This window comes from Bradyrhizobium sp. (assembly GCF_030693485.1).
Taxonomy (GTDB): Bacteria; Pseudomonadota; Alphaproteobacteria; order Rhizobiales; family Xanthobacteraceae; genus Bradyrhizobium.
In genome coordinates this window covers 1-25,182 of the sequence record NZ_JAUYAN010000094.1, presented here as the reverse complement: position 1 = coordinate 25,182, position 25,182 = coordinate 1, and the positions used below count along the sequence as shown (strand labels likewise).

Sequence of the window (25,182 nt, the reverse complement as noted above, 5' to 3'; positions counted from 1 at the left end):
CGGTCTGGAATCTGGTCGGCGAAACCAGAACCGATCTCGTGGTGCTGGCGCGCTACATGCAGATACTGTCGGACGAGATGTCGGCGAAGCTGTCGGGGCGCTGCATCAACATCCATCATTCGTTTCTGCCGGGGTTCAAGGATCCTCGCCCGTACCATCAGGCGCATGAACGCGGCGTCAAGCTGATCGGCGCTACCGCGCACTATGTCACCAGCGCACTCGATGAGGGTCCGATCATCGACCAGGATGTTGAGCGCATCAGCCATCGAGATACGCCCGATGACCTGGTCCGCAAGGGTCGCGACATCGAACGCCGCGTGCTGGCGCGCGCCATGCGTCATCATCTGGAGGATCGTGTGATCCTCAACGGCCGCAAGACCGTGGTGTTCATGGACTGACTGGCCGCGCTATTCGAATACCTGATCGAAGGCTCTCGGATTTCGCCCAGGTCGCAGGTTGCCAGCGTCGAATTTCAAGTCATGTCCATCATCAAGCTGATGCCGATCGCGAGATAGGCGCCGGAATATCGCGGCCCGAAACGTTGATCAGGGTTGGCCGCAATATCATCCAGCCTGTGCTGCTCTTCGTGTCCGCAGTCCCGTGGCATGGCGGGTTCCGTGGGTAGGTGATGTAATTCCTTTCCCTCGCGATCTCTTGCATGCAGGGATACCGGAAATCTTCCCTGCATTCTTCCAACAATCAGCTGATGGAGCCAGGTTGCGGACCGGTCCCGATCAAGACTATCGCAGCCAACCTAAAATAGTGACGATCTTCAGCCTTGACCAGCTTGCTTACAAATATGGCCAATGCCAAACTGAACTTTGAAAATATCAACCCAGCTTGCACGAGCGATGCGCGAGGACTCCGTTGTGGAGATACGTCCCCTGAATATTGCCGAGGTCAAGCGTATCGTTCCAACAATCCATCGCGACGCCCGCGGATTCCTGTCCGAGAGCTATAACCGCCGGATTCTCGAATCGGCGGGGATCACAGCGGACTTCGTTCAGGAAAATCATTCGCTCTCGGCGGATGCGGGTACGTTGCGTGGATTGCATTTCCAGGTTCCTCCGCATGCCCAGGGGAAGCTGGTGCGCGTGACGCGAGGCTCGGTCTACGATGTGGCTGTCGATATCCGTGTCGGCTCGCCAACCTTCGGGCAGCATGTCGGTGCTGTCCTGAGCGCCGAGAACTGGACGCAAATGTGGATCCCGGCCGGATTCGCGCATGGTTTTTGCACGCTTGAGCCGGATACCGAGGTGATCTACAAGGTGACCGCTTATTACGCCCCTGACTGTGATCGCGGCCTTAAATGGAACGACGTCGCGCTTGGCATCAAATGGCCAGTCGATCACGATCGCGCCATTCTGTCAGACAAGGACCGGCGGCAACCGGCGCTGAACGAAATGGTTGCGGCGTTCTTTTTCGAAACGTGACGCGGCAGCGAGTCCGGCCGGAGGAATCGGCACGGTCGTGCTACTGAGGCGGTCGCCAATATTTGTGATGCGAGACACCAAGTGAAGATCCTGGTCACCGGCCGTGAGGGCCAGCTTGCGCGTGGCCTCGTCGAGGCTTCCGAAACCCGTGGCGTTGAACTCGTGTCGGTCGGCCGCCCGGTTCTTGATCTTGCCGACGAAAAATCCGTAAGCGCCCTGATTTCGCGCGAACGCCCCGATGTGGTGGTTAATGCCGCCGCCTATACCGCCGTTGACAGGGCGGAGAGCGAACCGCATCTCGCCAGCGAGATCAACGCGCTCGGCGCTGAATACGTCGCCAAGGCGTGCGCCGCGAATTCAATCCCGATCATCCATATTTCGACCGATTTCGTGTTCGACGGAACCAGGGACGGTTACTATCGGGAAGACGATCCGACCGGCCCAATCAATGCCTACGGACGCAGCAAGCTCGAGGGCGAGGCGCGGGTCGCTAGAGCCTATAAGCGGCATCTGATCCTGCGCACGGCGTGGGTGCACAGCCCCTGGGGCGGCAATTTCGTGAAAACCATGCTGCGGCTGGCGGCCGAGCGGCCGGCGATCAGCGTGGTCGACGATCAGAAGGGCTCGCCGACCTACGCGCCTCATCTGGCGGAAGCCGTGCTGGCCATCGCCAGCCGCGCCGTGGCGGATCCCCACGGAACGCCCTGGGGCATCTATCACGCGGTTGGGGCAGGCGAGACCACCTGGTGCGGCTTCGCCCGCGAGATATTCAGCTCCGCGGCGGAGCATGGCCTGCCGACAGCGCAGGTCGCAGCCATCACGACGGCAGGATTTCCGACATCGGCGCGCCGGCCCGCCAATTCGCGCCTGAATTGCGACAGATTGCGCCAGGCGTTCGGTGTTGAACTGCCGGACTGGCGTGTGGGGGTGGAGCGTTGCATCGCCCGCCTGTCCGAATCCGCCGGGAATCCCCGGTCCTGATGCCGTAGCTGGCTGGATGCGGCAATTGCCAACATTGGCAGCGTATGCGATGCGAAAGCGCAGAACCAGACACGTTTCGACCGGAGTTGTCGTATGAGGGGTATTATTCTCGCCGGTGGCAGCGGCACGAGGCTTTATCCGATGACGCGGGCGGTATCGAAGCAGTTGCTGCCGGTTTATGACAAGCCGATGGTCTACTATCCGCTAAGTACGCTGATGCTCGCCGGCATCAGGGACATTCTCCTGATTTCCACGCCGGAGGATTTGCCGAGTTTCAGACATCTGCTCGGCGACGGCGATCGGCTCGGCATCAAGATCAGCTATCGCGAACAGCCGCGTCCAGAAGGGCTGGCCCAGGCCTATATTATCGGCGCCGATTTCGTGCGCGGCGGCAATTCGGCGCTGATCCTCGGCGACAACATCTTCTACGGCCATGGCTTGCCGGAAGCATTGGCGGCGGCGCGCGCCAGGCCATCGGGCGCTTCCGTATTCGCCTATCAGGTTTCGGATCCCGAACGCTATGGCGTGGTTGAATTGGATGCGGAAGCCCGCCCGCTTTCCATTGTGGAAAAGCCCACGTCGCCGAAATCCAAATGGGCAGTGACGGGACTTTACTTCTTCGATCAGCGCATTGTCGATATCGCGGCGGTATTAAAACCTTCGGCGCGTGGCGAACTGGAGATCACCGATGCGATCGACGCCTACCTGAAAGCCGGTGACCTACATGTCGAACGGCTGGGGCGTGGATTCGCCTGGCTCGATACCGGCACTCCGGATTCGATGCTTGACGCCTCGGAGTTCATGCGGACGCTGGAGAAGCGGCAGGGCTTCAGGGTAAGTTGTCCGGAAGAAATAGCCTTCCGGATGGGATATATCAACCGCAATGATCTGGCGCGACTCGGTCGTGAACTTGGAAAGTCGGATTACGGCCGGTACCTATGCGCCATTGCGGAGGAAACCACCAATCCCTAATAATGCGTTCTCGCCATCGGGGCGCTGATTCGTGCGTCGATGCTGCCTCTGTCGCCAATGATCGAAGCGACCGAGAAGCGCTGCATCCGGCCACGGTTCCAGGCCCGCTTGTCGTGATCTGACCTCTCCGAAATCGAGATCCGGCATCGACGACCCGAAGTCTGGCTCGGGATGGTGACAAGGGCTTCGAAGGTTTACATTGGTTGGATTGCATAGTAATCGGAACGCATCCTTGGGACTGCCTCTGTCTTCGCAACCGATTTGTTCCGTGCTTTGCATGAGATTGAGTTGGATCGCCAACCCGTTGCGTTATCCAATCGGAGGCCGGCATCTCGAAGGGGAATTTCAGCGTTGTTCCAGCGGGTTCGTCAGAATTTTGGATTTCGTCGGCGCAATTCGCGTTTGTTCTTCAATCTGTTTTGGAGTTTTCTGGGCACGGGCCTCCCGGCGCTGGTCGCTATCGTCACGATTCCTCCGCTGATTCATCAGATGGGCTTGCCCCGCTTCGGGGTCTTGTCGCTGGCATGGATCGTCGTTGGCTATTTCAGCTTTTTCGATCTCGGCCTCGGCCGGGCGATGACACAACTCGTCGCTCAAAAGATCGGAATGGGCGATGAGTCCGAAATTCCATCGATCGTATGGATAGGCACCGCGCTGATGATCTGCCTTGGGGTGGTCGGTGCGATCGTGCTGGCCAGCATTTCGCCATGGCTTGTGGGGACGAAGCTGCAGTTGCCCCCCGATCTGCGCGAAGAGACGCTTTCAGCCTTCTACTTGCTGGCATCATCGATTCCTATCGTGATCGTGTCGACCGGATTGCGCGGTATCCTGGAGGCATTTCAGCGCTTCGATCTGGTCAACCTCGTGAAAATACCCATGGGGATAATTACCTATCTCGCGCCGCTCGCGGTGTTGCCGTACTCTGCCCAACTTCCGATGATTGTCGCGGCACTGGTCGTAGCGCGCTTCATCGCGTGCGGCGTATATTTCGTCGTCTGCTACAGGGTTTTTCCCCAACTGGCGCGCGCGCCGGCGTTTCACGTCCATCATATCAGGCAGATGCTGTCATTCGGCGGTTGGATGACGTTGAGCAATATCGTGGGGCCGTTGCTCATGTATCTGGGCCGTATGGCTCTGGCTGTCTACGTTTCCGTCGAGGCGGTCGCCTATTTCTCCGCTCCCTATGACGTTGTTATCAATCTGCTGATTGTTCCAGCCACTTTTGTAAGCGTCTACTTCCCGCTTTTTACGCGTGATTCAATGACAAGCCTCGCTGCGGTTCGCGGGCACTATCGTCAAGCTTTGTCCTACAATCTTGTGTTGATGCTGCCGCTGGCGGCTGTGACCTTTGTTTTCGCCAAGCCGGCGCTGAGCCTTTGGATTGATCCGGATTTTGCGGAAAAGAGCTATTGGGTGGCACAACTGCTGGCGATTGGCGTTCTGATCAACAGCATTGGTCTGATCTCGCAGTCCTTAGTGCAGGCGCTTGGCCGTCCTGATTTGACGGCCAAATTGCACGTGCTGGAACTAGTCGCCTACATTCCATACCTGTGGTGGCTCATTGGAACTCAGGGCGTGAACGGCGCCGCGATGGCCTGGGTGATACGGGTTGCAATCAGTACTGCTTGTCTGCTTGTAATGGCGAGTGTGTGCATGTCTGCAGACTTCCGGAAAAGCGATTCGAAAAAAGATCCTGGATCATGAACATCAAATCGATTGTCCAGAACGAGCTAGTCGAGGACCCGTCGTCAGTATGGCTGCTCCGAGGGCATGATAAATTCGCCTACTCCGACGGGGTCGGCTCGGAACAATACCTGAAAAAGGTGCTGCAGCGTTCGAACGACCTCAGTACCCGCTCTGACGAACTTGAAAGCTGCATAAAGGACTGGTCGAGCGAGTATCACTTGACCACCAAGCGGGCGCAGCTTCTTTCAGGATTTAGATTCGATCGGACAATGAAAGTTCTTGAAGTCGGATGTGGCTGCGGAGCCATAACACGGTATTTGGGAGAAACCTTCGATAGTGTTGTTTCGGTTGAGGGGAGCATTGCGCGTGCAAGGCTGGCGCGTTTGAGGACCCGCGACCTGACTTCGGTGTCGATTGTGTGCGCTCCCTTCCAGGAAATCCGGTTTTCCCAGAAGTTCGATATTATCTTCGTGATCGGTGTGTTCGAATATTCGGCCTCTTTTGTGCAGGGCGACGATCCATACGATGCGGTGCTCAAGTATTTTTCCGACATGTTGACGCCCGATGGCATGGTGGTTATTGCGATTGAGAACCAGTTCGGTCTGAAATACCTGAATGCATGCCGAGAGGATCACTTAGGCTCCAAGTTCGAGGGCGTGGAAGGCTATCATCGCAGGAATGCGGGAGTTCGCACATTCGGGAAAGCGGAACTCGAATTGTACGTGAAGCGTTATTTTCCGGAAGTGCGTTTCTTCTACCCTTATCCCGATTACAAGATCCCCGACGGCGTGCTTTCCACTGAATTTCTTCGATCGGGTTCTGGAGGCGAGGTGGTCTCCCAGATGCTGTCGCGGGACTATTCCGGTCCGAACCAGCCGCTGTTCGACGAGGCTGCCACTATTCTCGAGCTATCGCGTAACCATGCGCTGGAATTCTTCGCCAATTCGTTTCTTGTTATTGCCGGCAGGACTTCGCTTCGAGGGGTCACGTTCGACCAGTTGGCCCTGCTTTATTCATCGGGCCGAAAGGCCGAATTTTCCACCGAGACGAGAATTCTAGGAGGAGCCGATGGCAAATGGATTGTATCAAAGCGGTCGCGCAGCGGCGCCAGTGTCGTCGATCGCGGCACGATCAGAATGGCTGACACTGACGCACCCTGGATACCGGCGCAATCGTTGCTCACGCGGGTTGCGTTGCGGGCAAAAGCGAATAGCGCCACGCTCGACGAGATATTCGCGCCTTGCCGAAAATGGGTTGAACTGCTCGTTGCGGAGTCAAGTGTAAGAAGTGGGGTTGCTCTGCTCAGCGGTTCGCACGTCGATAGTATCTGGTCAAACGTTTATCTGGACGGACAGGATCTTCGAATCGTCGATCGGGAATGGATCTGGACCGATGATATTCCCTTGAATGTCGTTGTTGTCCGGGCGATTTATGATTTTCTGATGAGACTTGAGCGCGTCCCGAGATTCAGTCGTGCCCTTGGAGCCAGAAGGGGGCGAGCCCTCATCCAGGGTATCGCGAGTGCAATCGGTGTTAAGCTGATCCCCAGCGATTTTGACAACTTCATCGCCCTGGAATCCGAGTTTCAGTTGATTGTCGGCAGCACCAGCAAAGTGCATCAGCGGCTGTACTGGCGGCTGTTCTTGATCGATCGCTCGACACTGCGTTTCTTTGTCGGGATGCTCCGGTCATTTCATCGCTACATGGAGAGGGCCGAATCATTGTCGTCCCGCGTGTTCTCGAAATTTTCGGCGCGGCGCTGAAGAAGCAAGCATTCGATTTCCCGGTCGTCGCCGAACGCTGTGCCGGCATCTTGAAGCCGAACGCCCTTGGGGCGGCGGAGACGGGAGTGGCCGCGGTGCCAGCCCCAATATCGATTTGATCGATGCAGACTCGCAGCCAATTGTTCTCTTCACATCCGAAATGTGCCGCTGAGGTAGCGGCTGTACCAAGGCGACCCTGACGTGTCGCGAGGATCCTCGCGCGACAGGACGAGCAGGCTGGCGGTAGATATGAACACCACGCCCATCCCGATTGATCCGGTGAGAAACGTGTTGCTGGCGGTCGCGACGAAAACGAACAATGCCGCCAGAAAATATGCCAGCGCGACATCTTTGACCTGGCGGGGCGTCGCTAGATAGAGATGGAGAATGTAGAGAAACAGAGCCAGCCAAACCGCCAGCCCCAGGATGCCTTGTTTGTAGAAGATTTCCAGATAGGTTATTTCAATGCGCTCACGGCCGCGAATTGGAGAACCGAGCCCGCGTCCAATCGTGGCCATCGAAAAATCAAGCTCCCTCGCAACGAACTTAATGTCCTCTGTTCGATAGCTGTCGGTGGGACGTTGGATGCCCTCAAGCAATGAAGGGCTAACCGGATCTTTGATCGGGTCAGGCGAACCATGCGTCTCGCGGGAAAAGTCGCCCGTGCTGATCAGCAGCCTCGTCTCGGCTTGCTGGGCAACAAGAAGAACGGCCAGGAGCAGTCCGGCTTGTCCAAGTAGCAATGGCATCCGTCGCCAGCGCCGCTGCAGCACGACGCCGCATACGATGCTGACGATGAGCGCCAGGCAGAGGCCGCGCGTGACGGTCATGGCGGTAGCGACGACCGTTACGGCGGCCAGAACCTTCGTTATTCTGAACGGATCGAACATTAGGAAAAGCGCGGCAATGCTGATGTAAAATGCGCCTTTATAAAGAAATCCGACGAAGACTCCCCCCTGAGAGGGATTATTCCTGAAAATAAACTCGTCGCTGAAACGCAGCGTTTCGAAAATGCCCGAATACGAAAAGATGCCCACCTTGGCGCTCAGCAGCAGGAGCAGATAGAGCGATGCGACCAGCGTTCCGCAGACGACTAGAACGCTCGCTACAAGCCTAAGGTCATAGCGCGTCCTTATGGCAACCAGAAAGAAAAGCAGCATCGGAAAGTAGCCCAGTGGCTTCAGCTCCGCCACGATGGCGCCGAACCGGCTGCCGTTGAAATAGCCGAGCGCCGCGTCGAAAGCGGTCACGACGAAAAATGCGCCGGAAATGATGAGAATGTTCCTGTCGAGGCGGATCGGGTTGATCTTCGTCAGCCGCGCGATCACCCACGCCATGCAGACGACAAAGAGGACCTCGCGCACACGAAATGGCCCGATCTTGACCAAATAGCCATTTCCGCCGAGCGCCAGATCGATCACCACGGCGACGAGTAGGGTCTTTTCAAAAAACTCCCAGCGCGAAAGGTCCCTGGCGATTGGCAGATCAAGCACGTAACGCGTCTTTCCTGATTGAGTGTGTTCCGTGCGTACCAGGCGCCTTGTAGGGCGCCGTTCGTCGTACAAAGCTATTTGAAGGCGTCGAATGGTTTTGGAGTCAGTTGGACTGCAAGTACGGAAGCACGCATAGCAGCAGCAATCTCTCAGTTTTGAACTAAGCCGTCATAGAAGAAAGACTATAATGGGATGAACGCCTTGCGGGCGGCTAACGACTGTTCCGGTCATGTCGTTCGACCGCCTTGTGACTGACCGGTCGGGGTCCGCTGGAGAGTTAATCGGAGGGCAGCCGCAACCCCATCTGCTGCGCCCTCGCTGGTTGTCTACTGTTGGCGAATAGCGTAACTCAAGGTGAAACGTAGCCTCTAAGTAAAGCGCAAATCAAGCATGGTTGGCAACCGACATCTGATTCGAGAGCGACTTGGATTGGCGGTGCTGATTTTGCTTTATATTGTAGTATGCTGCTTATCTCTTTTTTACGTTATGCAGCAGTTCTACCATCACTTGGCCTATGATCCGGGTCGATTACTCAGCGCCGTGGTTGTGATGGCCGCTGTTGCCCCGGTTCTCTTACTTTTCACATTCGCTGAATTTAGCTTCGGTTACTTTTTGGGCTTCTATTTCTCTTCAATGGTCGTCGGCTACCTTTGGTTGAGCTTCTTCTCGAATCTGCAGTATGATCGTCAGTTGGCGGGGCTTTCCGCGGCGGTATCGTTGATAGGGTTTCTTTTGCCCGCCTTGTTCGTCTCCGCGCCGTTTCGGCAGATGCGGGCGATGTCGTTGCGGGTGTTTGACCGCCTGTTGATCGGGATCTTTCTGGTCTGTCTGGTGATGGTCGCGATCGGTGCAGGTTACAATTTTAGATTCGTAAGTCCCGGCGACGCGTCCAATCTGCGCGGCAATTCACTTCCAACACTCCTGGTTTATTTCAACGGGGTTGCCACCAGTTCGTTGTTGCCATTCTTGTTCGCCTGTTTTGTAGCGCGTCATCATAGTTGGCGAGCTGGTGCAGCGCTGGTCCTGTTGTTCCTCTATTATCCCGTTTCCACGAGCAAGGTCGCGCTTTTTGCGCCTGCATGGCTTGTCTTGATGCTGGTGTTTTCACGTAGTTTTGGCGCGAGGATTGCTGTTGTCCTCTCGCTGTTGTTGCCCGCCCTCGCTGGAGTGATCTTATTTTTCCTGTACAGGAACGGCGTTCTGCCGTCGCAGGTCGTCCTGCCCTACTTTCTCAACGTCAATCTTCGGGTGGTCGCCATTCCGTCGATCGCTTTGGATATCTACAATGCGTTTTTCTCAAGCCACCCGCTCACATATTTCTGTCAAATCCGGGTGCTGAAGTCGGCGATGGATTGTCCTTATCAGGATCAGTTGTCGATTGTGATGGCAAATAACTATCCGTTCGGAGGAAATCTCAACGCTTCGCTCTTTGCAACCGAAGGCATCGCTTCGCTGGGGCCATGGCTCGCGCCGATTTCCGTTTTGGCGGGCGGTCTGATAATTGCTCTCGCAAACCGCTTATCAGCCTGTCTGCCGCCTTGGTTCGTTCTTGTGTCAGGCGCCATCCTCGTTCAAGTCATGCTCAATATTCCGCTATCAACTGCCTTGCTCTCGCATGGAGCAGGGTTCCTCTTCTTTCTTTGGTACATAACGCCGCGGAGCATGTTCGAGCCGGGCGCCTCGTCAACCTGCGCCCTTCGTTGACGGCCATCGCAACCGGATGTGGCCGTTACGGTTAGAGTAGCCATGTGTGAGCATTGCTGCTCGCTTCAGGCATTGTCGTCATTATGCATTGCCGGTCGATGCTGCGTTCGTTTATCGTGGCTGGTGTTGGACTCAAGCCGGTACGAACCAGCAGTGACAATGGATAGCCTAGAATGACCATCAGTGTTTGCATCGCGACCTATCAGGGAGAGCGATATGTCGAAAGGCAGCTCCGCTCGATTCTGGATCAGCTCGGCGCCAACGACGAAATCATCGTTGTAGATGATTGTTCGCAGGATCGCACGGTCGAGCAGGTCGAGAGGCTTCAGGATCCGCGGATAAAGCTGTTACAGAATAACAGTAACCGCCGCGAGATATACTCGTTCGGCAGGGCTATCGAGTTCGCCGCGGGTGACGTCATATTCCTGTCCGATCAGGACGACGTCTGGTTGCCGGGACGGGTTCAATTGATGGTTAACGAACTGCGGCGTTCCAACGCCGTTTTGATTACAAGCAATTTCGAGTGGATGGACGAATCCGAGCGGCCTCTGGATGTTGCCTTCGACGGGGTGTCGGCAACGTCATCGAAGCGCCATATCAAGAACATCATCGACATCTTCGTCGGAAAGACGAATTACTTCGGTTGCGCTATGGCATTTCGCCGCGAACTCGTTCCGACGATCGTACCGATTCCTTCATACGTCGAATCTCACGACCTGTGGATTGCATTGGCCGCCAATCAGCTTGGGTCCAACCTGCATATCGATGACAAGACCTTGCGGAAGCGGCGACATGGCAATAACGCCACGAGCACGGTATCCAACCGGTCCCTCTTGCGTAAGCTTTGGTCGCGGTGGATCTTTGCTCGAAGCATGATCGACCTGTCCATTCGGCGTCTGATCAGATCCTGAAGCTCATTTCCGCCATGGGGCGCCGCGGGGGTGGCGAGCCCGAAAGGGTGCAAAGGCCTGGGCTGCCCCAGCTTTCGATAATCGGTTTTTATTAACCGGCTTTATTGAGTAAAAGGTCCACAGGCGCAGGCAGATGGATTAGGCAACTTGGGCTGATGGCCGGGACATCTTTGCGGCAGCAACCGATGAGAAATGGCGATTGATGGCGGCCTATTGCATCATTGTGGGCTATCGGCCTGAGGTCGTGCAGCTGTTCGACCTGTGCGCCAGGGTCGAGGAAGATGGGATCAAGGTTATAGTGGTCGACAATTCGGAGGCTCCGACGCTTGATCCCGGCGCGCTGCCTGCCGGGTGCACGCTCATCACGATCGGATACAATTCAGGGATCGCGCATGCGCAGAACGTGGGTGTTGCCGCGGCGCTCACTGCAGGCGCGACCGTTCTGGTGTTCTTCGATCAGGATCAGAAGATTGGCCCGGGATTTGGCAGATCGCTGATCGCCGCGGTCAGCGAGGGAAGCGCGGAAATCGTATCGCCGCTCAGCGTCGATGAAGCGACCAATATGCCGTTGCCCTCCTTGCGGATCAGCCGTTTCGGGTGGTCGACACCGGTCCATAGCGCCGATTCGGCCGACCGCTATCCGGTCGATATGGTAATCTCGTCAGGGACGGCGGCTACAAGGCAGGTCTTCGAGACCGCCGGCACCTTCGACGACGGCCTGTTTATCGACTTGGTCGACGTCGAGTGGTGCCTGCGATGCCGCGCCAGACAGATTCCGATCTATGTGGTGCCGAGCCTGGTGATGCGTCACAGCGTCGGTCTTCGGCACTTCAGGTTCGGAACCCTGACGATCTCGGTCCATAGTCCGATGCGGTGCTATTACCAGATCCGGAACGGCTTCCTGCTGTTCCGCAAGCCGCATATTCCGTTGATTTTTGCGCTAAAACAGCTGGTCGCAACGCTTCTCAGCAGGATGATCCTTCTGTTCTTTGTCGAAGACCGGCTTTCCTACCTCAAATCATATTTATTTGCAGTGCGAGACGGGTTAAAGGGGGTCACTGGCGCCAGACCCGCGTGACGCAGCGATTGGTCTATTGCCGCCGCCCTCCGCGGCCCATAAGCCGTTCGAACCATCGAGACAAAATGACCGATCGAGCCTACCAGATTTGTACCAATTGCATCATGGATACCAGTGATACCACACTCCAGTTCGACGGGCGGGGCTGGTGCCAGTATTGTTGCAACTACCACAGCAACATCAAGCCGAACTGGCATCCGGACGAGCGCGGGCTGAAGGAGATCATGCCTGTGATCGAAAAGATCAAGGCAGAAGGAAAAGACCGCGAGCACGACTGCGTCATCGGCATCAGCGGCGGACTCGACAGCTCCTACGTTACCTACGTCGCCAAGGAGAAGTTCGGCCTTCGGCCGCTGATGTTCCATTGCGACACCGGTTGGAATTCCGATCTCGGGGTCAGCAACATCCAGAAGATGATCGAGGGCCTCCACCTCGATCTGGTGACCGAGGTCGTCAACTGGGAAGAAATGAAAGACTTGCAGCGGGCCTACTTCCTGTCACAGGTCTCGTTCGCCGACACGCCGCAGGATCTCGCGCTGTTCTCCGCGATGTACAATTTCGCCGCCAACAACGGCTTCAAATACGTTATCACCGGCGGCAACAATTCGACCGAATGCGTGCGCGAGTCGCTGGAATGGACCTATTTCTCGACGGACATGGTTCAGGTCCGTGACATTCACTCCAAGTTCGGCACCCGTCCGCTGAAGACGTTTCCGATCTGCGACATCATGAAGTACCGGATTTACTATCGCTGGGTGAAGGGAACCCAGGTGATCAAGCTGCTCGATCACGTGCCCTATATTAAGAAGGACGCGATTGCGGAACTCAGCGAGAAGTTCGGCTGGCAGCCTTATCCGCAGAAGCATTACGAGTCTCGCTTCACGCGCTTTTACGAATCCTACTGGACGCCGAAGAAATTCGGCTACGACAAAAGGCGCGCCTACTTTTCGAGCGAAATCCTCACCGGTCAGATGACGCGCGACGAGGCGTTGGAACGCGTTTCCAAGCCGGAGCTCGACGAAGAGACCATGGCTCACGAATTCGAATATGTGGCCACCAAGCTCGGCTGGACGGTGGCCGAATTCGAAGAGATTTTCCGGGGACCGAACAAGACATTCAGGGATTACAGGAATAACTTGTTCCTGATCACGCTCGGCGCGCGGATCTTCAATTTTCTGGGGCTCGATAACCGGATATTCCGATGATCACGATCATCAATTACGGGCTCGGCAACGTTCAGGCGTTCGCCAACGTCTACAAGCGGCTGAACATTCCCGCCGCCATCGCCAGGAACGCGCAAGACCTCGTCGGCGCCAGCAAACTGATCCTGCCCGGTGTCGGCGCCTTCGATCACGCCATGGAACTGCTCGACGGCTCCGGCATGCGCGGCGCGATCGAGGAAATGGTGTTGCGAAAGGCCGTGCCGGTTCTCGGTGTCTGCGTCGGCATGCAGATTCTCGCGGGCTCCAGCGACGAGGGAAAGCTTTCCGGTTTGGGCTGGATCAACGGCCGAGTGCGGCGCTTCGATGAAAAGACGCTGCCGCAGCCGCCGCGCCTGCCTCATATGGGATGGAATGACGTGGTGCCGAAGCCAGACGCGAAGCTGTTCAGCGGGCTGGAACAGGATTCGCGCTTCTACTTCCTGCATTCCTATTACGTCGACTGCGCGTCGAACGACAATGTGCTGGCGACGTCCGAGTACGGAATCGCGTTCGGCTGCGCGGTGCGGTCGAACAACATCTACGGCGTCCAGTTCCATCCGGAGAAGAGCCACGATTACGGCGTCCGGCTGCTCAAAAACTTCGCCGAGCTTTGATCGTGCTGCGACCGCGAATCATCCCGAGCCTGCTCGTTCACGACCGCGGCCTGGTCAAGACGGTTGGATTCTCCAGCCCGAAATACGTCGGCGACCCCATCAATGTGGTCAAGATCTTCAACGAGAAGATGGTTGACGAACTCGCCATCTATGACATCGACGCCACGGTGCGCGGTCACGGCCCCGATTTCAAGATGATCGAGAATCTCGCCTACGAGTCGCGGATGCCGTTGTGCTATGGCGGTGGCGTCAAGACCGTGGAGCAGGTCAAGACCATCATCGGCCTCGGGATCGAGAAGGTGGCCATCAGTTCGGCCGCGGTGGCCAATCCCCGGCTGGTAGCCGAGGCCGCGGAGGCGGTCGGCAACCAGAGCGTGGTTGTCGTGCTCGACGTCAAGCCCCGTCCGCGCAGCACCACCTACGAAGTCTGGACCCATAACGGCACGGTCAATACCGGCCGGCCGATGCTGGAATTGGCGGCGGAGTTCGAGAAGCTCGGAGCCGGCGAGATCGTGGTCAACGCGATCGAGCGGGACGGCCAGATGAAGGGCTACGATCTGGATCTGGCGCGGCAGATCAATTCGTCGTCGAGGGTTCCGGTGACGATCCTGGGCGGCGCCGGATCGCTCGCGCATATCGAGGAATTGATCCGTAATTTCGGCGTGATCGGCGCTGCGGCCGGCAGCTTGTTCGTGTTCAAGGGCATCTATCGCGCGGTACTGGTCAACTATCCCAGCCTCAAGGAGCGCGACCAGTTGCTGCACATCAAGTCGCAAGTGGCCTGATGCGGAATATTCTGCCAGAAATTTCGAGCGAGTGATGGCGTGAAGATACTGGTGCTTGGTGCGACAGGGCTGCTCGGCAACGCGATGTTTCGCTCGATGTCGGCGATGTCGGGCGCGCGCGTCACCGGAACCATCCGACGTGAAGCGGCCAGCCAGCTGTTCGCGCCCGAGCGGGTCGCTGGCCTGACTGTCGTCGACGACATCGAGAATCCCGATGCGCTGGCGCGGCTGCTCGACGCCGTGCGCCCGGATGTCGTGATCAACTGCATTGCCGTCGGCCGGCCTGCGCCTGCCGATCCGTTGCGGTCGATCCAGGTCTATTCGGTGCTGCCACGGCGGCTGTCCCATCTGTGCAGGCTTGCCGGCGCCCGTCTCATTCAGATCAGTTCGGATGGCGTCTTTTCCGGGAGCAGGGGCGCCTATACCGAAGACGATCTGCCCGACGCCGACGATGTCTACGGAGTTTCAAAACTGCTCGGCGAAATCACCGAGCCACACGCATTTACCCTGCGAACTTCGATCATCGGCCACGAATTGCAATCCAGGGGCGGCCTGCTAGAGTGGTTTTTGTCGCAGCAGGGCCAGTGCAGCTGCTACACACGGGCGATTTTCTCAGGATTTCCGACGATTGTGCTCGCCGATCTCATCAGGGATGTCGTGATCCCGCAGTCCAATCTGCATGGCATTTATCACATTGCAACTCGGCCAATTTCGAAGTTCGACCTGCTGCAGCTCGTGGCCAAACGCTACGGCAAGGCCATCGAACTGTTGCCGGACGACCGGGCCAGCCCTGATCGTTCGCTGGTCGCGGAGCGGTTCAGGCAGGCGACCGGCTACACGCCGCCGGAATGGCCGGAACTTGTCGACTTGATGTATTCGGACCGGTTTGGTTCGACGGGGGCATGATGTTCAAGGACAAGGTGATCACGATTACCGGCGGAACCGGATCGTTCGGGCAGCACATCCTGAGGGGTTTTCTCGCCACCGATGCTGCAGAAATCCGTATCTTCAGCCGCGACGAGAAAAAGCAGGAGGAGATGCGCTCGGTGTTCAACAGCACCAAGCTCAGATTCTATATCGGCGACGTGCGCGCCTATGACAGCATCCACCAGGCACTGAAGGGTGCGCACCACGTTTTTCACGCTGCCGCGCTGAAGCAGGTGCCGTCCTGCGAATTCTATCCGCTGGAAGCGGTGCGCACCAATATCCTCGGCACCGAGAACGTGATGAGTGCGGCGATCGCCAATCATGTCGAGAAGGTCGTCGTGCTCTCGACCGACAAGGCGGTCTATCCGATCAATGCCATGGGCCAGACCAAGGCATTGATGGAGAAGGTGATGGTGGCGAAGTCGCGCAGCCTGTCCTCGACCGAGACGCTGCTGTGCGCCACGCGTTACGGCAACGTCATGGTGTCGCGCGGCTCGGTGATCCCGCTGTTCGTCTCGCAGATCAAGGCCGGCAAGCCGCTCACCATCACCGATCCCAACATGACCCGGTTCCTGATGTCGCTCGACGATTCGGTTGACCTGGTGCTGCATGCCTATGGCCACGGCCAGCAGGGCGATATATTCGTGCAAAAGGCGCCGGCCGCGACGATCGGCGATCTGGTGCAGGCGCTGAAGGAGATTTTCAACGCCGGCAATCCGGTTCAGATCGTCGGCACCCGCCACGGCGAGAAACTCTACGAATCGCTGGTTTCACGCGAGGAAATGGCGCGGGTCGAGGACATGAAGCAGTATTACCGCATCCCCGCCGACAACCGGGACCTCAACTACGCCATGTATTTCACCGACGGCCAGAAGGAAATTTCCGTTCTCGACGACTACACCTCGCACAATACCGAACGTTTGAACGTACCCCAATTGAAGACACTGCTGCTCAAGCTTGATTTTATCCAGCAGCACCTGCAGGGAAAAGCATCGGTCGCCGAAATCTAGCGTTTCGCCGGCCATCGACCGGACGGAATGATTGTGGTAGCCGGACCGCTATGGCGCAACTGCCGGCCAGCATCCCTGTGGCACATGGGAGCAATGCCGGAAATACGGGAACAGGGAATTTCGCTCCATGAATACGCGCGGCTCAGATGGGCCTGTCTGCTCGTTTTGCGACAGCAAACGGTTGGGACTGGTGATGGACTTCGGCGAGGTGGGACTTGCCGGCGCCTTTCTCAAGCCCGAGCAGTTCGCGGCGGAGCGCACTTTCCCGATGCGGCTGCATTTCTGCCGGGACTGCCATGCGGTGCAGGTCACCGACAAGATCCCGCCCGACGTCATGTTCCAGAACTATTTCTATTTCTCCTCGTCGATCGGCACCTTGCGCGACCACTTTGCGCAGTACGCCGCGGAGGTCACTGAGCGGTTCCTGGATCCGGCGAAAGCCACGGTCCTGGAGTTCGGCTGCAACGACGGCGTGCTGCTGCGCCCGCTGGTCGATCAGGGCATTCGTACCGTGATAGGCGTCGATCCGGCTTCGAACGTGGTTGCCACTATCGACGATAGCAGGATCAAGGTGGTCAACAGCTACTTTACCGAAGAGATCGCCGACAAAATCGTCGCCGACTACGGCCATGTCGACCTGATCATGGCCAACAACGTTTACGCCCACATCCCGGACATTCAGGGCACGACGCGGGCGGTCGCCGCGGCGTTGCAGCCGGATGGCGTGTTTGCATTCGAGGTTCACTATCTCGGCAAGGTGATCGACGGAATGCAGTACGACATGATCTATCACGAGCATCTCTATTACTATTCGCTGCTGTCGGCGATGAATCATCTCGCCCGCTACGACATGATGGTGTTCGACATCAAGCCGATCCCGATTCACGCAGGTTCGATCCGGTTCTATGCGTGCAAGAAGGGCAGCAGGCACAGCGTCTCGGTGTCGCCGGCGGTCAAGGCGCTCGAGGCCGAGGAGCGCGCGCGCGGCTTCGACCGCTACGAGACCTTTCTCGAGTTTTCCAATACGGTGGCCGCACACCGCGCCAAACTGATCGAACTGCTGATCGACCTGCGCCGCCAGGGGCACAGTATTGCCGGTTACGGCGCATCGGGCCGCGCCAATACCATCATTCAGTATTGCGGCATCAATCATGATCACCTCGACTACATGATCGACGACGCTCCGGCCAAGGCGGGCTACTACACGCCCAAGTCGCACTTTGAAATCTTTCCGGGCTCGATTCTCGAGGGCGGCAATGCGCCGGATTACCTGCTGATTTTCGCCTGGAGTTTCTTCGACGAAATCCGCAAACGGAACGCTGACTATCTCGCCAAGGGCGGCAGGATGATTCTGCCGTTACCCGAGGTTTCGATTTTTCCACCTCCCGCGCCGTGTTATCCAGTCGCAGGATGACGGTTTCCAGGTACAGCCAGCACGGAACACGCAAATGAAGGTGATGTCGATTTTCGGTACGCGCCCCGAAATGATCAAGATGTGGGCGACGCTGAAGAAGCTCGATGAACTGAACTTCGAGCACGTGATGGTTCATACCGGGCAGAATTTCACGCCGGAGCTTCGCGAGTTCTTCTTCAGGGATCTGAAGCTGCGCAAGCCCGACTACGAGCTGGATATAGACACTTCGGGCTATGCGGCGGAAGTGGCCGACGTCATCAAGAAGTCCGACGCGGTGATGGAAAGGGAGAAACCCGACGCGCTGGTGATCCTCGGCGATACCTATAGCGGCCTCAGCGTGCTTCCAGCTTCAAATCGCGGTATCAAGATATTCCACATGGAGGCCGGGCTTCGCGCCTGGGACCGGCGGATGCCGGAGCAGCGCAACCGCATCCTGATCGATCACATCAGCAACATCCTGCTGCCCTACAACCATTATCACCGCGAAAACCTGCTGCGCGAGGGCATCCATCCCTCGAAGATCATCGTGACCGGCAACACCACCTTCGAGGCCATGCGCGCGTTTGCGCCGGAGATCGAGAACAGCGACATCCTCAAGCGGCTCAATCTGGAGCCGAAGAATTATATCCTGGTGACGGCGCATCGCAGCGAAAACGTCGACAATCCGGAGAACTTGGCGAATATCTTCAAGGCGCTCGGCGTCCTCAATCAGCGGCTGAAGCGCGAGATCATCTTTCCGATGCATCCGCGCACCACCAGCAAGCTCAAGGGCATCACGGTGCCGCCCAACATCCGCATCATGGCGCCGCTCGGCTTCTACGATTTCAACCAGCTGCTCAAGCAGTCGTTCTGCGTGCTGTCCGACTCAGGGACGGCGGCCGAAGAGGGGCTGTTCTACAAGGTGCCGAACGTCAGCCTGCGGATGGCGACCGAGCGCATGGAGACGCTGGAAAGCGGCGCCACCATCGTGTCGGGCATGGAGACCGAAAACATCGTAGAGGCGGTGACCCTGGCGATCAGCCTGCCATGGGCCGCGCGCTACGAATTCGAGGAGGACTATTCGCCTTCCGCGGTCGTGGTGAATGCGATCCGGACCCAGATCACGAATTTCTTCTGAGCATGTCCCGCAGCCGGCTCATAGCCCTGATCTCGACCGACTACCCACCGTTGCGGACCTCCGCGGCCGTGCAGTTGCGGGATCTGGCGCAGCAGCTTGCGGCGCTCGGTCACCGGCCCGTCATGATCGTTCCGGCGCCGATGTCCGGCCAGCCTTTCGGCGTCGAACGGATCGACGGCGTCGAAGTACTGCGCGTCGCGGCCCCGGAAACCCGCTCCCCTTCGTTCGTGCGCCGGGCGTTCGCCGAGATGTGGCTGCCGTTTGCGATGTGGCGCAACATCCGCAAGAGTCCGTTTTGCACGGCGAAGTGGGATTTGCTGGTGTGGTATTCGCCGCCGATCTTCTTCGGTCCGCTGATCTGGGTGCTGCAGCGCGGCTCCGGAGCGCGGACCTATCTGATCCTGCGCGACATCTTTCCTGAATGGGCCGTTGATCTCGGTCTTGTCCGCAAAGGGCCCGTGTACCTCATGTTCAAGGCTATCGCGGCACTTCAATATTACGTCGCCGACGTGATCGGGGTGCAGACGCCGTCCAATCTCGCTTATTTGTCGCGCTGGGCGCGGTCGCCGCACCGGCGCATCGAGGTCTTGCACAACTGGCTGGAGGCGACGCCAGACGTCGGATGCAGCATTGCGGTCGACAGGACGTCGCTCGCCGGCCGCAAGATCTTCGTCTACATCGGCAACATGGGCGTTGCCCAGGGCATGGACATCTTTATGGAGTTGATCCAGAGCCTGCGCCATCGAGCCGACATCGGCTTCCTGTTCGTGGGGCGAGGATCTGAATTCGCCAAGCTCGAGGCGGAGAAGGTGTCGCGCGACCTCAACAACGTGCTGTTTTTCGGTGAAATCGATTCCTCGGAAATTCCGGGCCTGCTTGCCCAATGTCAGATTGGACTGGTGGCGCTTCACCCGGATCACAAGACCCATAACATTCCCGGAAAATTTGTCTCGTATGCCCAATACGGGCTGCCGGTCCTGGCCCGGGTCAACGGAGGAACCGATCTCGAACGGCTGATCGAGGACGAGGCTGTCGGACGCGTCTATGCCGGTAATTCGGTAGGCGAACTCGGGCGTTTGGCGGAAGAACTGGCTGATAATGACGCATTGCGTCATTCGATGTCGGAGCGGGGCAGGCAACTGGGGCGCCGGATGTTTTCACCGGCGGTCGCAGCAAAACAGATTGTCTCGTCCCTCTCCGGGCCCGCGACCTCGCTCTAGCAAAACCATTCTGAGGACGCTTTGTATCGACGGACGCTTTCCCCGCGGTTCCTTGCCGGCATCGACTGTTGTCGACCCGGCCAAGGAACCTTATCATCAGACGAATCTTTTCAAGGGGCGACTTTAACGGGAACCCGAGGTCAGGTCGGCGGATGGCGTTTCGAATATTGGTCACCGGCTCATCGGGCTTCATTGGCTCGGCCGTCATTACTGCCCTGGCAAACGCGGGCCATAGCGTCAGGGCGGCGTCGCGCAAACCGATCAGGATCGCGGATCCTGACCGAATTGAATGGATGCGATTGCCCGATCTCGAGACCGAATTCGACTGGGCGCCGCTGCTCGAAGGCATCGACATCGTCGTGCATCTCGCCGCCATCGCGCATCGTACCCAGGCCAATAGCGGCGACTATACGAAAGCGATCCGTATCGCTACCGCAAACCTCGCGCTGGCCTGCCGCCGGCAACAAATCAAGCGCCTGATCTTCATGTCGTCGATCGGCGCGCAGGCGGGCTCGGCAGCCGATCACGTTGTCACGGAGCAGGACGAACCATGGCCCATCACCGCCTATGACCGGGCAAAGCTCGCGGCGGAAGAGGAAGTCAGGCGCTCGGGCGCGCCCTTTTCGATATTGCGACCGGTCATCGTTTACGGTCCGGGCGCCAAGGCCAACATGGCCTTGATTCTGCGTATTGCTGCTTTGCCGCTGCCGCTTCCCTTTGGCGCCTTCAGAAATCAGCGCTCGCTGCTTTCGATCGATAATCTGGTGCAGGCGGTTATCGTGTGCCTCGACGGCGCGGAGACGCTGAATCGGACTTTTATCGTTTGTGATGAAGCGCCGATTACGCTAGCGGAGATGCTTAAGACGTTGCGCGAAGCGGCGGGGCGTCCGGCGAGGCTGATTTCGGTCCCGCCGCTGGCGGTCAGGGCGATGGTGATCGCGGCGGGACGGCAGGCGCTTTGGGATCGGATCGGCCGGGAACTGGTGGCAAGCTCGGCTAGCCTTCAGAAAGCCGGTTGGTCGCCGCGAGTCGAGACGAAAGCCGGTCTGACGGCCATGGTGAGGGCGGCTCTTGACGCTCCATCGGAGTGATTGAAAGATCAAGATGAAGCGTGTGTTCGACGTGACGGCCTGCGCCGCCTTCCTGCTGTTTTTCTGGCCGCTCCTTCTCCTTGTCGTCATTGCCATCCGGCTCCAGAGTCCCGGCGACGCCATCTTCAGGCAAATCCGCGTCGGGAGAAACGGACGTCCTTTCACCTGCTACAAGCTGCGAACGATGTATTCGGGTACCTCGAATGTCCCGACACATCTGGTGGCAGCGTCTGCTGTCACCGCGCTCGGCGACCACCTCCGCCGTTTCAAGATCGATGAACTGCCGCAATTGTGGAACGTTCTGCTCGGCGACATGAGTCTGGTCGGTCCAAGACCCTGCCTGCCGTCGCAAACCGAACTGGTCGAGGCGCGGCGCGAGCTCGGGGTTCTTGAGGTGCGCCCCGGCATCACCGGGTTGGCTCAGGTCAATGGGGTCGATATGTCGGATGCAAATCGTCTCGCTGAACTCGATGCACGCTATGTCCGATCTCAAAGTCTTTCGAATGATCTGAAGCTGATCTGGGCCACCCTGCGCGGGCAGGGCATCGGTGTAGATCAGGTGGTCGGATCATCATGACGGTCAAACGCGAGATTGAAGGCTCTCGGATTCCAGCCGAAGTCGCGCATTGCCGGCGTGGAATCGAAGGTCATGTCCTTCATCATGCGGATGCCCATCGCGACATTGGCGTCGGGATACAGCGGCTTCGCCAGAAAAAAGCCGGCGCGCCACAGCAATGGAGGCACCGGGATGGTACGCCGCGGCATCCCCAACCCGTCGAAGATCCGGCCGATCATCTCCCGGTAGGAGAGCGTCTCGGCCCCGGGCAGCGAATAGAACTTGTTGATCGCGGCGCGGCTGGAGGCCGCGGCAAGCGCTCCGATCGCCAGGTCCTCCGCATGCACCGGCTGGCGTAAACCCGGCGCGCCGCCGACCAGCGGCATGAATTTGAACCTGCGAATGAGCCGCGATAGCGGCGTGATATTGGTATCGCGCCCCTCAGCGTAGATCAGCGTGGGGCGCAATATCGTCCAGCCCACATTGTGCTGCTCACACGCCGCCGCGATTGCTCGCTCGGCATCGGCAAGCTTTCCTATCATCTCGCGCTCGGCTTCGACTTCCGTGTCCTGCTTCGTGAGCACGCTGGTCGAACTGAATACGACAATTCGCTTCAAGGACAGGTTGAAGAGCCGGGGAAGGGCGTTGGCCAGGAGGATGGCGTCGGCGGTGCAAAACAGCGTTGTGAATGCCGGAAACTTCAGCGATTCCGGTTTCTCCAGATCGCCACGGAACCAATCGACTCCCGGTGTGCTCCGGTGCGATCTCGACAGTACAAATGGCCGCTGGCCCACGCGCAGGAGTTGCTCGACGATATAGCCGCCTACCAGCCCCGTGCCACCTATGACCAGATTCCTTGCTGTGTCGGTTTCGCTTCTCTTTTCGTCCACTTGGCGCACTCGCCCAGGCCATTCGCGAATCGCCCTCATGCACCGGGCGATCGTGCATTCTTAGTTGATCGATGGCGGAACGCACAATCGATAAACGGACCGTCTGCCCGCGGCCTAACGCAAGCGGTCGGCTGATGACGTGTCGGGTTTGGCATCATCTCTTTCCGCAGCGGGCTGCAGTCGTTTCCTTTCCCGTTCCTGCATGAACTCGTCGTATTTGGCGGTGCCGGGCCTCGGGGGGACATCGGCGGGCAGCCCGCCGGCCCATTGCGGGATGGCATCGCTCATTCCGGCCGCGATTTTTTCGTTGATGGATCCGCATCCGCCCAGGCCGCACGACGCAATCGTGACCGCAAGGGCGATGGCGAGATGGCGGGTGCCGAAGGACATTGCTTGAGGCCGCAACCGTGTCTGCTGAAGTGCGGAGCGCTTCCCATGGGGGCTCGCGATGGCTCGGGCGGGTCCACAGCGAGGCACCCGGAGTGCGCCAGCCTAACGCATCCATCGAATTGTTGAAATCAACCCCATGCAATGCAAACAATTGGTATTTTAATACCTCGAAATGAGTCCACTGAGACGGCCGACGATGGAACCGGCAGGCCATTGCGCCCGACCGGTCGGGAGCAATCGGACCACCTGCCGCACTGAGCAGTTCGAGCGGCCGGGCCGCCATGCCGCGCCGCTATAGGACGTCATGCCGCGGCGGTGCATGGCTGAAGGATCGGGGTTATGGTACGGCCAAAGCCGGGATACTCGGTTCGAAGCACGAAACCGACCAGGGGAGAGCGTTCATGTCAATTCGCCCGGAATTATTGTCGTTGGCTGCCACCGGCATTGCACTCGCCGTCGCGGCTGGAGCGGCTCCGGCCAGCGCTCAGGAGAGCGTGAAGATCGGCCTGATCCTGCCGATGACCGGCGGCCAGGCGTCGACCGGCAAGCAGATCGACAATGCGGTCAAGCTCTACATGCAGCAGAAGGGCGACACCGTCGCCGGCAGGAAGATCGAGATCATCCTGAAGGACGACGGCGCGGTCCCCGACAACACCAAGCGCATCGCGCAGGAACTGATCGTCAACGACAAGGTCAATTTCATCGCCGGCTTCGGCGTTACCCCGGCGGCCCTTGCCGCGGCACCGCTGGCGACCCAGGGCAAGATCCCGCAAATCGTGATGGCGGCCGGCACCTCGATCATCACCGAGCGCTCGCCCTATATCGTGCGCACCAGTTTTACCCTCGCGCAATCCTCCACCATCATCGGCGACTGGGCCGCCAAGAACGGCATCAAGAAGGTCGCGACGCTGACCTCGGACTTCGCTCCCGGTAACGACGCGCTGAACTTCTTCAAGCAGAACTTCACCGCCGGCGGCGGCGAGATCGTCGAGGAGGTCAAGGTGCCCCTGGCCAATCCCGACTTCGCGCCGTTCCTGCAGCGGATGAAGGATTCCAAGCCGGACGCCATGTTCGTGTTCGTGCCGGCGGGCCAGGGCGGCACCTTCATGAAGCAGTTTGCCGAACGCGGGCTCGACAAGACCGGCATCAAGGTGATCGGTCCCGGCGACGTGATGGACGACGATCTCCTGAACAACATGGGCGATGCTGCGCTCGGTGCCGTCACCGCGCATCTGTATTCCGCAGCCCACCCCTCCGCGATGAACAAGGCATTCGTCGCCGCCTACAAGAAGGCCTTCAACAACCGTCCGGGCTTCATGGCGGTCGGCGGCTATGACGGCATCCATCTGATCTATGAGGCGCTGAAGAAGACCGGCGGCAAGACCGACGGCGATGCGCTGATCGCAGCGATGAAGGGGATGAAGTGGGAAAGCCCGCGCGGTCCGATCTCGATCGACCCGGAAACCCGCGACATCATCCAGAACATCTACATCCGCAAGGTCGAGAAGGTCGACGGCGAACTCTTCAACGTCGAATTCGCGACGTTCGAGGCCGTCAAGGATTCCGGCAAGACCAAGAAATAATCGGTGCGGCTGAGAGGTAGCCTCATCCTGAGGAGCCCGCCTCAAGGCGGGCGTCTCGAAGGATGGGCAGCGGAGCGAAGCCCTCGTGCTTCGAGACGACCCCAACGGGTTCGGACCCGTTGGGGCCTCCTCAGCATGAGGGCTTTCCCCGGATGACAACGCTGTTCACCATCCTGTTCGACGGCGTCGCCTACGGCATGTTGCTGTTCGTGCTGGCCTGTGGTCTCGCCGTCACGCTCGGGCTGATGAACTTCGTCAACCTTGCGCATGGCGCGTTCGCCATGACCGGCGGCTATGTCTGCGCGGTGCTGGTCAACCAGTCCGGCTGGCCGTTCTTCGCCGCATTGCCGCTGGCGTTCGTC

Annotated in this window: 24 protein-coding genes and 1 pseudogene; 21 read left to right on the top strand and 4 right to left on the bottom strand. The window is 58.5% G+C overall.

What is annotated here, in order from left to right:
- Window positions 1-398: formyltetrahydrofolate deformylase (locus Q8N40_RS07065; RefSeq protein WP_305711298.1), on the top strand; the 398-nt coding region annotated here is incomplete at its 5' end.
- Between the two features lie 74 nt (window positions 399-472).
- Here Q8N40_RS07065 and Q8N40_RS07060 read toward each other — a convergent pair.
- Complete coding sequence (locus Q8N40_RS07060) at window positions 473-607, bottom strand: hypothetical protein (protein WP_305711297.1); 135 nt, start codon at window positions 605-607, stop codon at window positions 473-475.
- 244 nt (window positions 608-851) lie between these two features.
- On the opposite strand from Q8N40_RS07060, the gene rfbC reads away from it, so the two are divergent.
- From rfbC to Q8N40_RS07035, 5 genes are all read left to right on the top strand, one after another.
- The gene (rfbC, locus tag Q8N40_RS07055; protein WP_305711296.1) at window positions 852-1,433 is read left to right on the top strand and encodes a dTDP-4-dehydrorhamnose 3,5-epimerase; all 582 of its coding nucleotides are present in this window, start codon (window positions 852-854) and stop codon (window positions 1,431-1,433) included.
- 81 nt (window positions 1,434-1,514) lie between these two features.
- Window positions 1,515-2,414, top strand: coding sequence for a dTDP-4-dehydrorhamnose reductase (gene rfbD, locus Q8N40_RS07050; protein ID WP_305711295.1), 900 nt, complete (start codon window positions 1,515-1,517; stop codon window positions 2,412-2,414).
- A 93-nt stretch (window positions 2,415-2,507) separates the two neighbouring features.
- On the top strand, window positions 2,508-3,386 hold the full coding sequence (rfbA, locus tag Q8N40_RS07045; protein ID WP_305711294.1) for a glucose-1-phosphate thymidylyltransferase RfbA: 879 nt from the start codon (window positions 2,508-2,510) through the stop codon (window positions 3,384-3,386).
- Between the two features lie 351 nt (window positions 3,387-3,737).
- Complete coding sequence (locus tag Q8N40_RS07040; protein WP_305711293.1) at window positions 3,738-5,090, top strand: flippase; 1,353 nt, start codon at window positions 3,738-3,740, stop codon at window positions 5,088-5,090.
- Complete coding sequence (locus tag Q8N40_RS07035) at window positions 5,087-6,835, top strand: bifunctional 2-polyprenyl-6-hydroxyphenol methylase/3-demethylubiquinol 3-O-methyltransferase UbiG (RefSeq protein ID WP_305711292.1); 1,749 nt, start codon at window positions 5,087-5,089, stop codon at window positions 6,833-6,835. Before Q8N40_RS07040 ends, Q8N40_RS07035 begins: the two co-directional genes overlap by 4 nt.
- A 149-nt stretch (window positions 6,836-6,984) precedes the next feature.
- Here the strand turns inward: Q8N40_RS07035 and Q8N40_RS07030 are convergent, their stop codons facing one another.
- A complete protein-coding gene (locus tag Q8N40_RS07030) occupies window positions 6,985-8,328 on the bottom strand; it encodes a hypothetical protein (RefSeq protein ID WP_305711291.1) in 1,344 nt (447 codons plus the stop codon).
- Window positions 8,329-8,757: 429 nt separating this feature from the next.
- Here Q8N40_RS07030 and Q8N40_RS07025 point away from each other — a divergent pair, with 429 nt between their 5' ends.
- The 13 genes from Q8N40_RS07025 (at window position 8,758) to Q8N40_RS06965 (ending at window position 21,978) form a co-directional block, all read left to right on the top strand.
- Window positions 8,758-10,032, top strand: a complete 1,275-nt coding sequence (locus Q8N40_RS07025; RefSeq protein WP_305711290.1) for a hypothetical protein — start codon at window positions 8,758-8,760, stop codon at window positions 10,030-10,032.
- Between the two features lie 173 nt (window positions 10,033-10,205).
- Entirely contained in the window at window positions 10,206-10,943 is a 738-nt protein-coding gene (locus Q8N40_RS07020; protein ID WP_305711289.1) for a glycosyltransferase, read from the top strand.
- A 202-nt stretch (window positions 10,944-11,145) separates the two neighbouring features.
- Window positions 11,146-12,021, top strand: coding sequence for a glycosyltransferase family 2 protein (locus Q8N40_RS07015; RefSeq protein WP_305711288.1), 876 nt, complete (start codon window positions 11,146-11,148; stop codon window positions 12,019-12,021).
- Window positions 12,022-12,086: 65 nt separating this feature from the next.
- Window positions 12,087-13,226 (top strand): N-acetyl sugar amidotransferase, encoded by a 1,140-nt coding sequence (locus Q8N40_RS07010; protein ID WP_305320825.1) that lies wholly within the window; start codon window positions 12,087-12,089, stop codon window positions 13,224-13,226.
- Complete coding sequence (hisH, locus tag Q8N40_RS07005) at window positions 13,223-13,837, top strand: imidazole glycerol phosphate synthase subunit HisH (RefSeq protein WP_305320826.1); 615 nt, start codon at window positions 13,223-13,225, stop codon at window positions 13,835-13,837. Before Q8N40_RS07010 ends, hisH begins: the two co-directional genes overlap by 4 nt.
- Window positions 13,838-13,839: 2 nt before the next feature.
- Window positions 13,840-14,622 (top strand): AglZ/HisF2 family acetamidino modification protein, encoded by a 783-nt coding sequence (locus Q8N40_RS07000; protein WP_305320827.1) that lies wholly within the window; start codon window positions 13,840-13,842, stop codon window positions 14,620-14,622.
- A gap of 39 nt (window positions 14,623-14,661) precedes the next feature.
- Complete coding sequence (locus tag Q8N40_RS06995; RefSeq protein ID WP_305711287.1) at window positions 14,662-15,528, top strand: SDR family oxidoreductase; 867 nt, start codon at window positions 14,662-14,664, stop codon at window positions 15,526-15,528.
- Window positions 15,528-16,559 carry a polysaccharide biosynthesis protein gene (locus Q8N40_RS06990; protein ID WP_305711299.1) on the top strand — a complete coding sequence of 344 codons (1,032 nt, stop codon included), beginning with the start codon at window positions 15,528-15,530 and terminating at the stop codon, window positions 16,557-16,559. Before Q8N40_RS06995 ends, Q8N40_RS06990 begins: the two co-directional genes overlap by 1 nt.
- Window positions 16,560-16,686: 127 nt before the next feature.
- Window positions 16,687-17,973, top strand: a complete 1,287-nt coding sequence (locus Q8N40_RS06985) for a class I SAM-dependent methyltransferase (protein WP_305711286.1) — start codon at window positions 16,687-16,689, stop codon at window positions 17,971-17,973.
- A gap of 34 nt (window positions 17,974-18,007) precedes the next feature.
- Window positions 18,008-19,090: a non-hydrolyzing UDP-N-acetylglucosamine 2-epimerase gene (wecB, locus tag Q8N40_RS06980; protein ID WP_305320830.1), complete on the top strand. Its 1,083-nt coding sequence runs from the start codon at window positions 18,008-18,010 to the stop codon at window positions 19,088-19,090.
- Window positions 19,000-20,310, top strand: coding sequence for a glycosyltransferase family 4 protein (locus Q8N40_RS06975; RefSeq protein ID WP_305711285.1), 1,311 nt, complete (start codon window positions 19,000-19,002; stop codon window positions 20,308-20,310). The genes wecB and Q8N40_RS06975 overlap by 91 nt, the downstream gene beginning before the upstream one ends.
- A gap of 152 nt (window positions 20,311-20,462) precedes the next feature.
- Window positions 20,463-21,401, top strand: coding sequence for an NAD-dependent epimerase/dehydratase family protein (locus Q8N40_RS06970; protein ID WP_305320499.1), 939 nt, complete (start codon window positions 20,463-20,465; stop codon window positions 21,399-21,401).
- Window positions 21,402-21,414: 13 nt separating this feature from the next.
- Window positions 21,415-21,978, top strand: a complete 564-nt coding sequence (locus Q8N40_RS06965; protein WP_305711284.1) for a sugar transferase — start codon at window positions 21,415-21,417, stop codon at window positions 21,976-21,978.
- On the opposite strand, the gene Q8N40_RS06960 is transcribed toward Q8N40_RS06965, so the two are convergent.
- Window positions 21,957-22,847 (bottom strand): NAD(P)-dependent oxidoreductase, encoded by an 891-nt coding sequence (locus tag Q8N40_RS06960; RefSeq protein ID WP_305711283.1) that lies wholly within the window; start codon window positions 22,845-22,847, stop codon window positions 21,957-21,959. The two genes, Q8N40_RS06965 and Q8N40_RS06960, sit on opposite strands and share 22 nt — an antisense overlap.
- 114 nt (window positions 22,848-22,961) lie before the next feature.
- A complete protein-coding gene (locus tag Q8N40_RS06955) occupies window positions 22,962-23,237 on the bottom strand; it encodes a hypothetical protein (RefSeq protein ID WP_305711282.1) in 276 nt (91 codons plus the stop codon).
- A gap of 401 nt (window positions 23,238-23,638) precedes the next feature.
- On the opposite strand from Q8N40_RS06955, the gene Q8N40_RS06950 reads away from it, so the two are divergent.
- Both Q8N40_RS06950 and Q8N40_RS06945 read left to right on the top strand, forming a co-directional pair.
- Complete coding sequence (locus tag Q8N40_RS06950; RefSeq protein ID WP_305711281.1) at window positions 23,639-24,820, top strand: ABC transporter substrate-binding protein; 1,182 nt, start codon at window positions 23,639-23,641, stop codon at window positions 24,818-24,820.
- 152 nt (window positions 24,821-24,972) lie between these two features.
- Window positions 24,973-25,182 (top strand): annotated as a pseudogene (locus Q8N40_RS06945) (branched-chain amino acid ABC transporter permease); the annotation flags it as partial.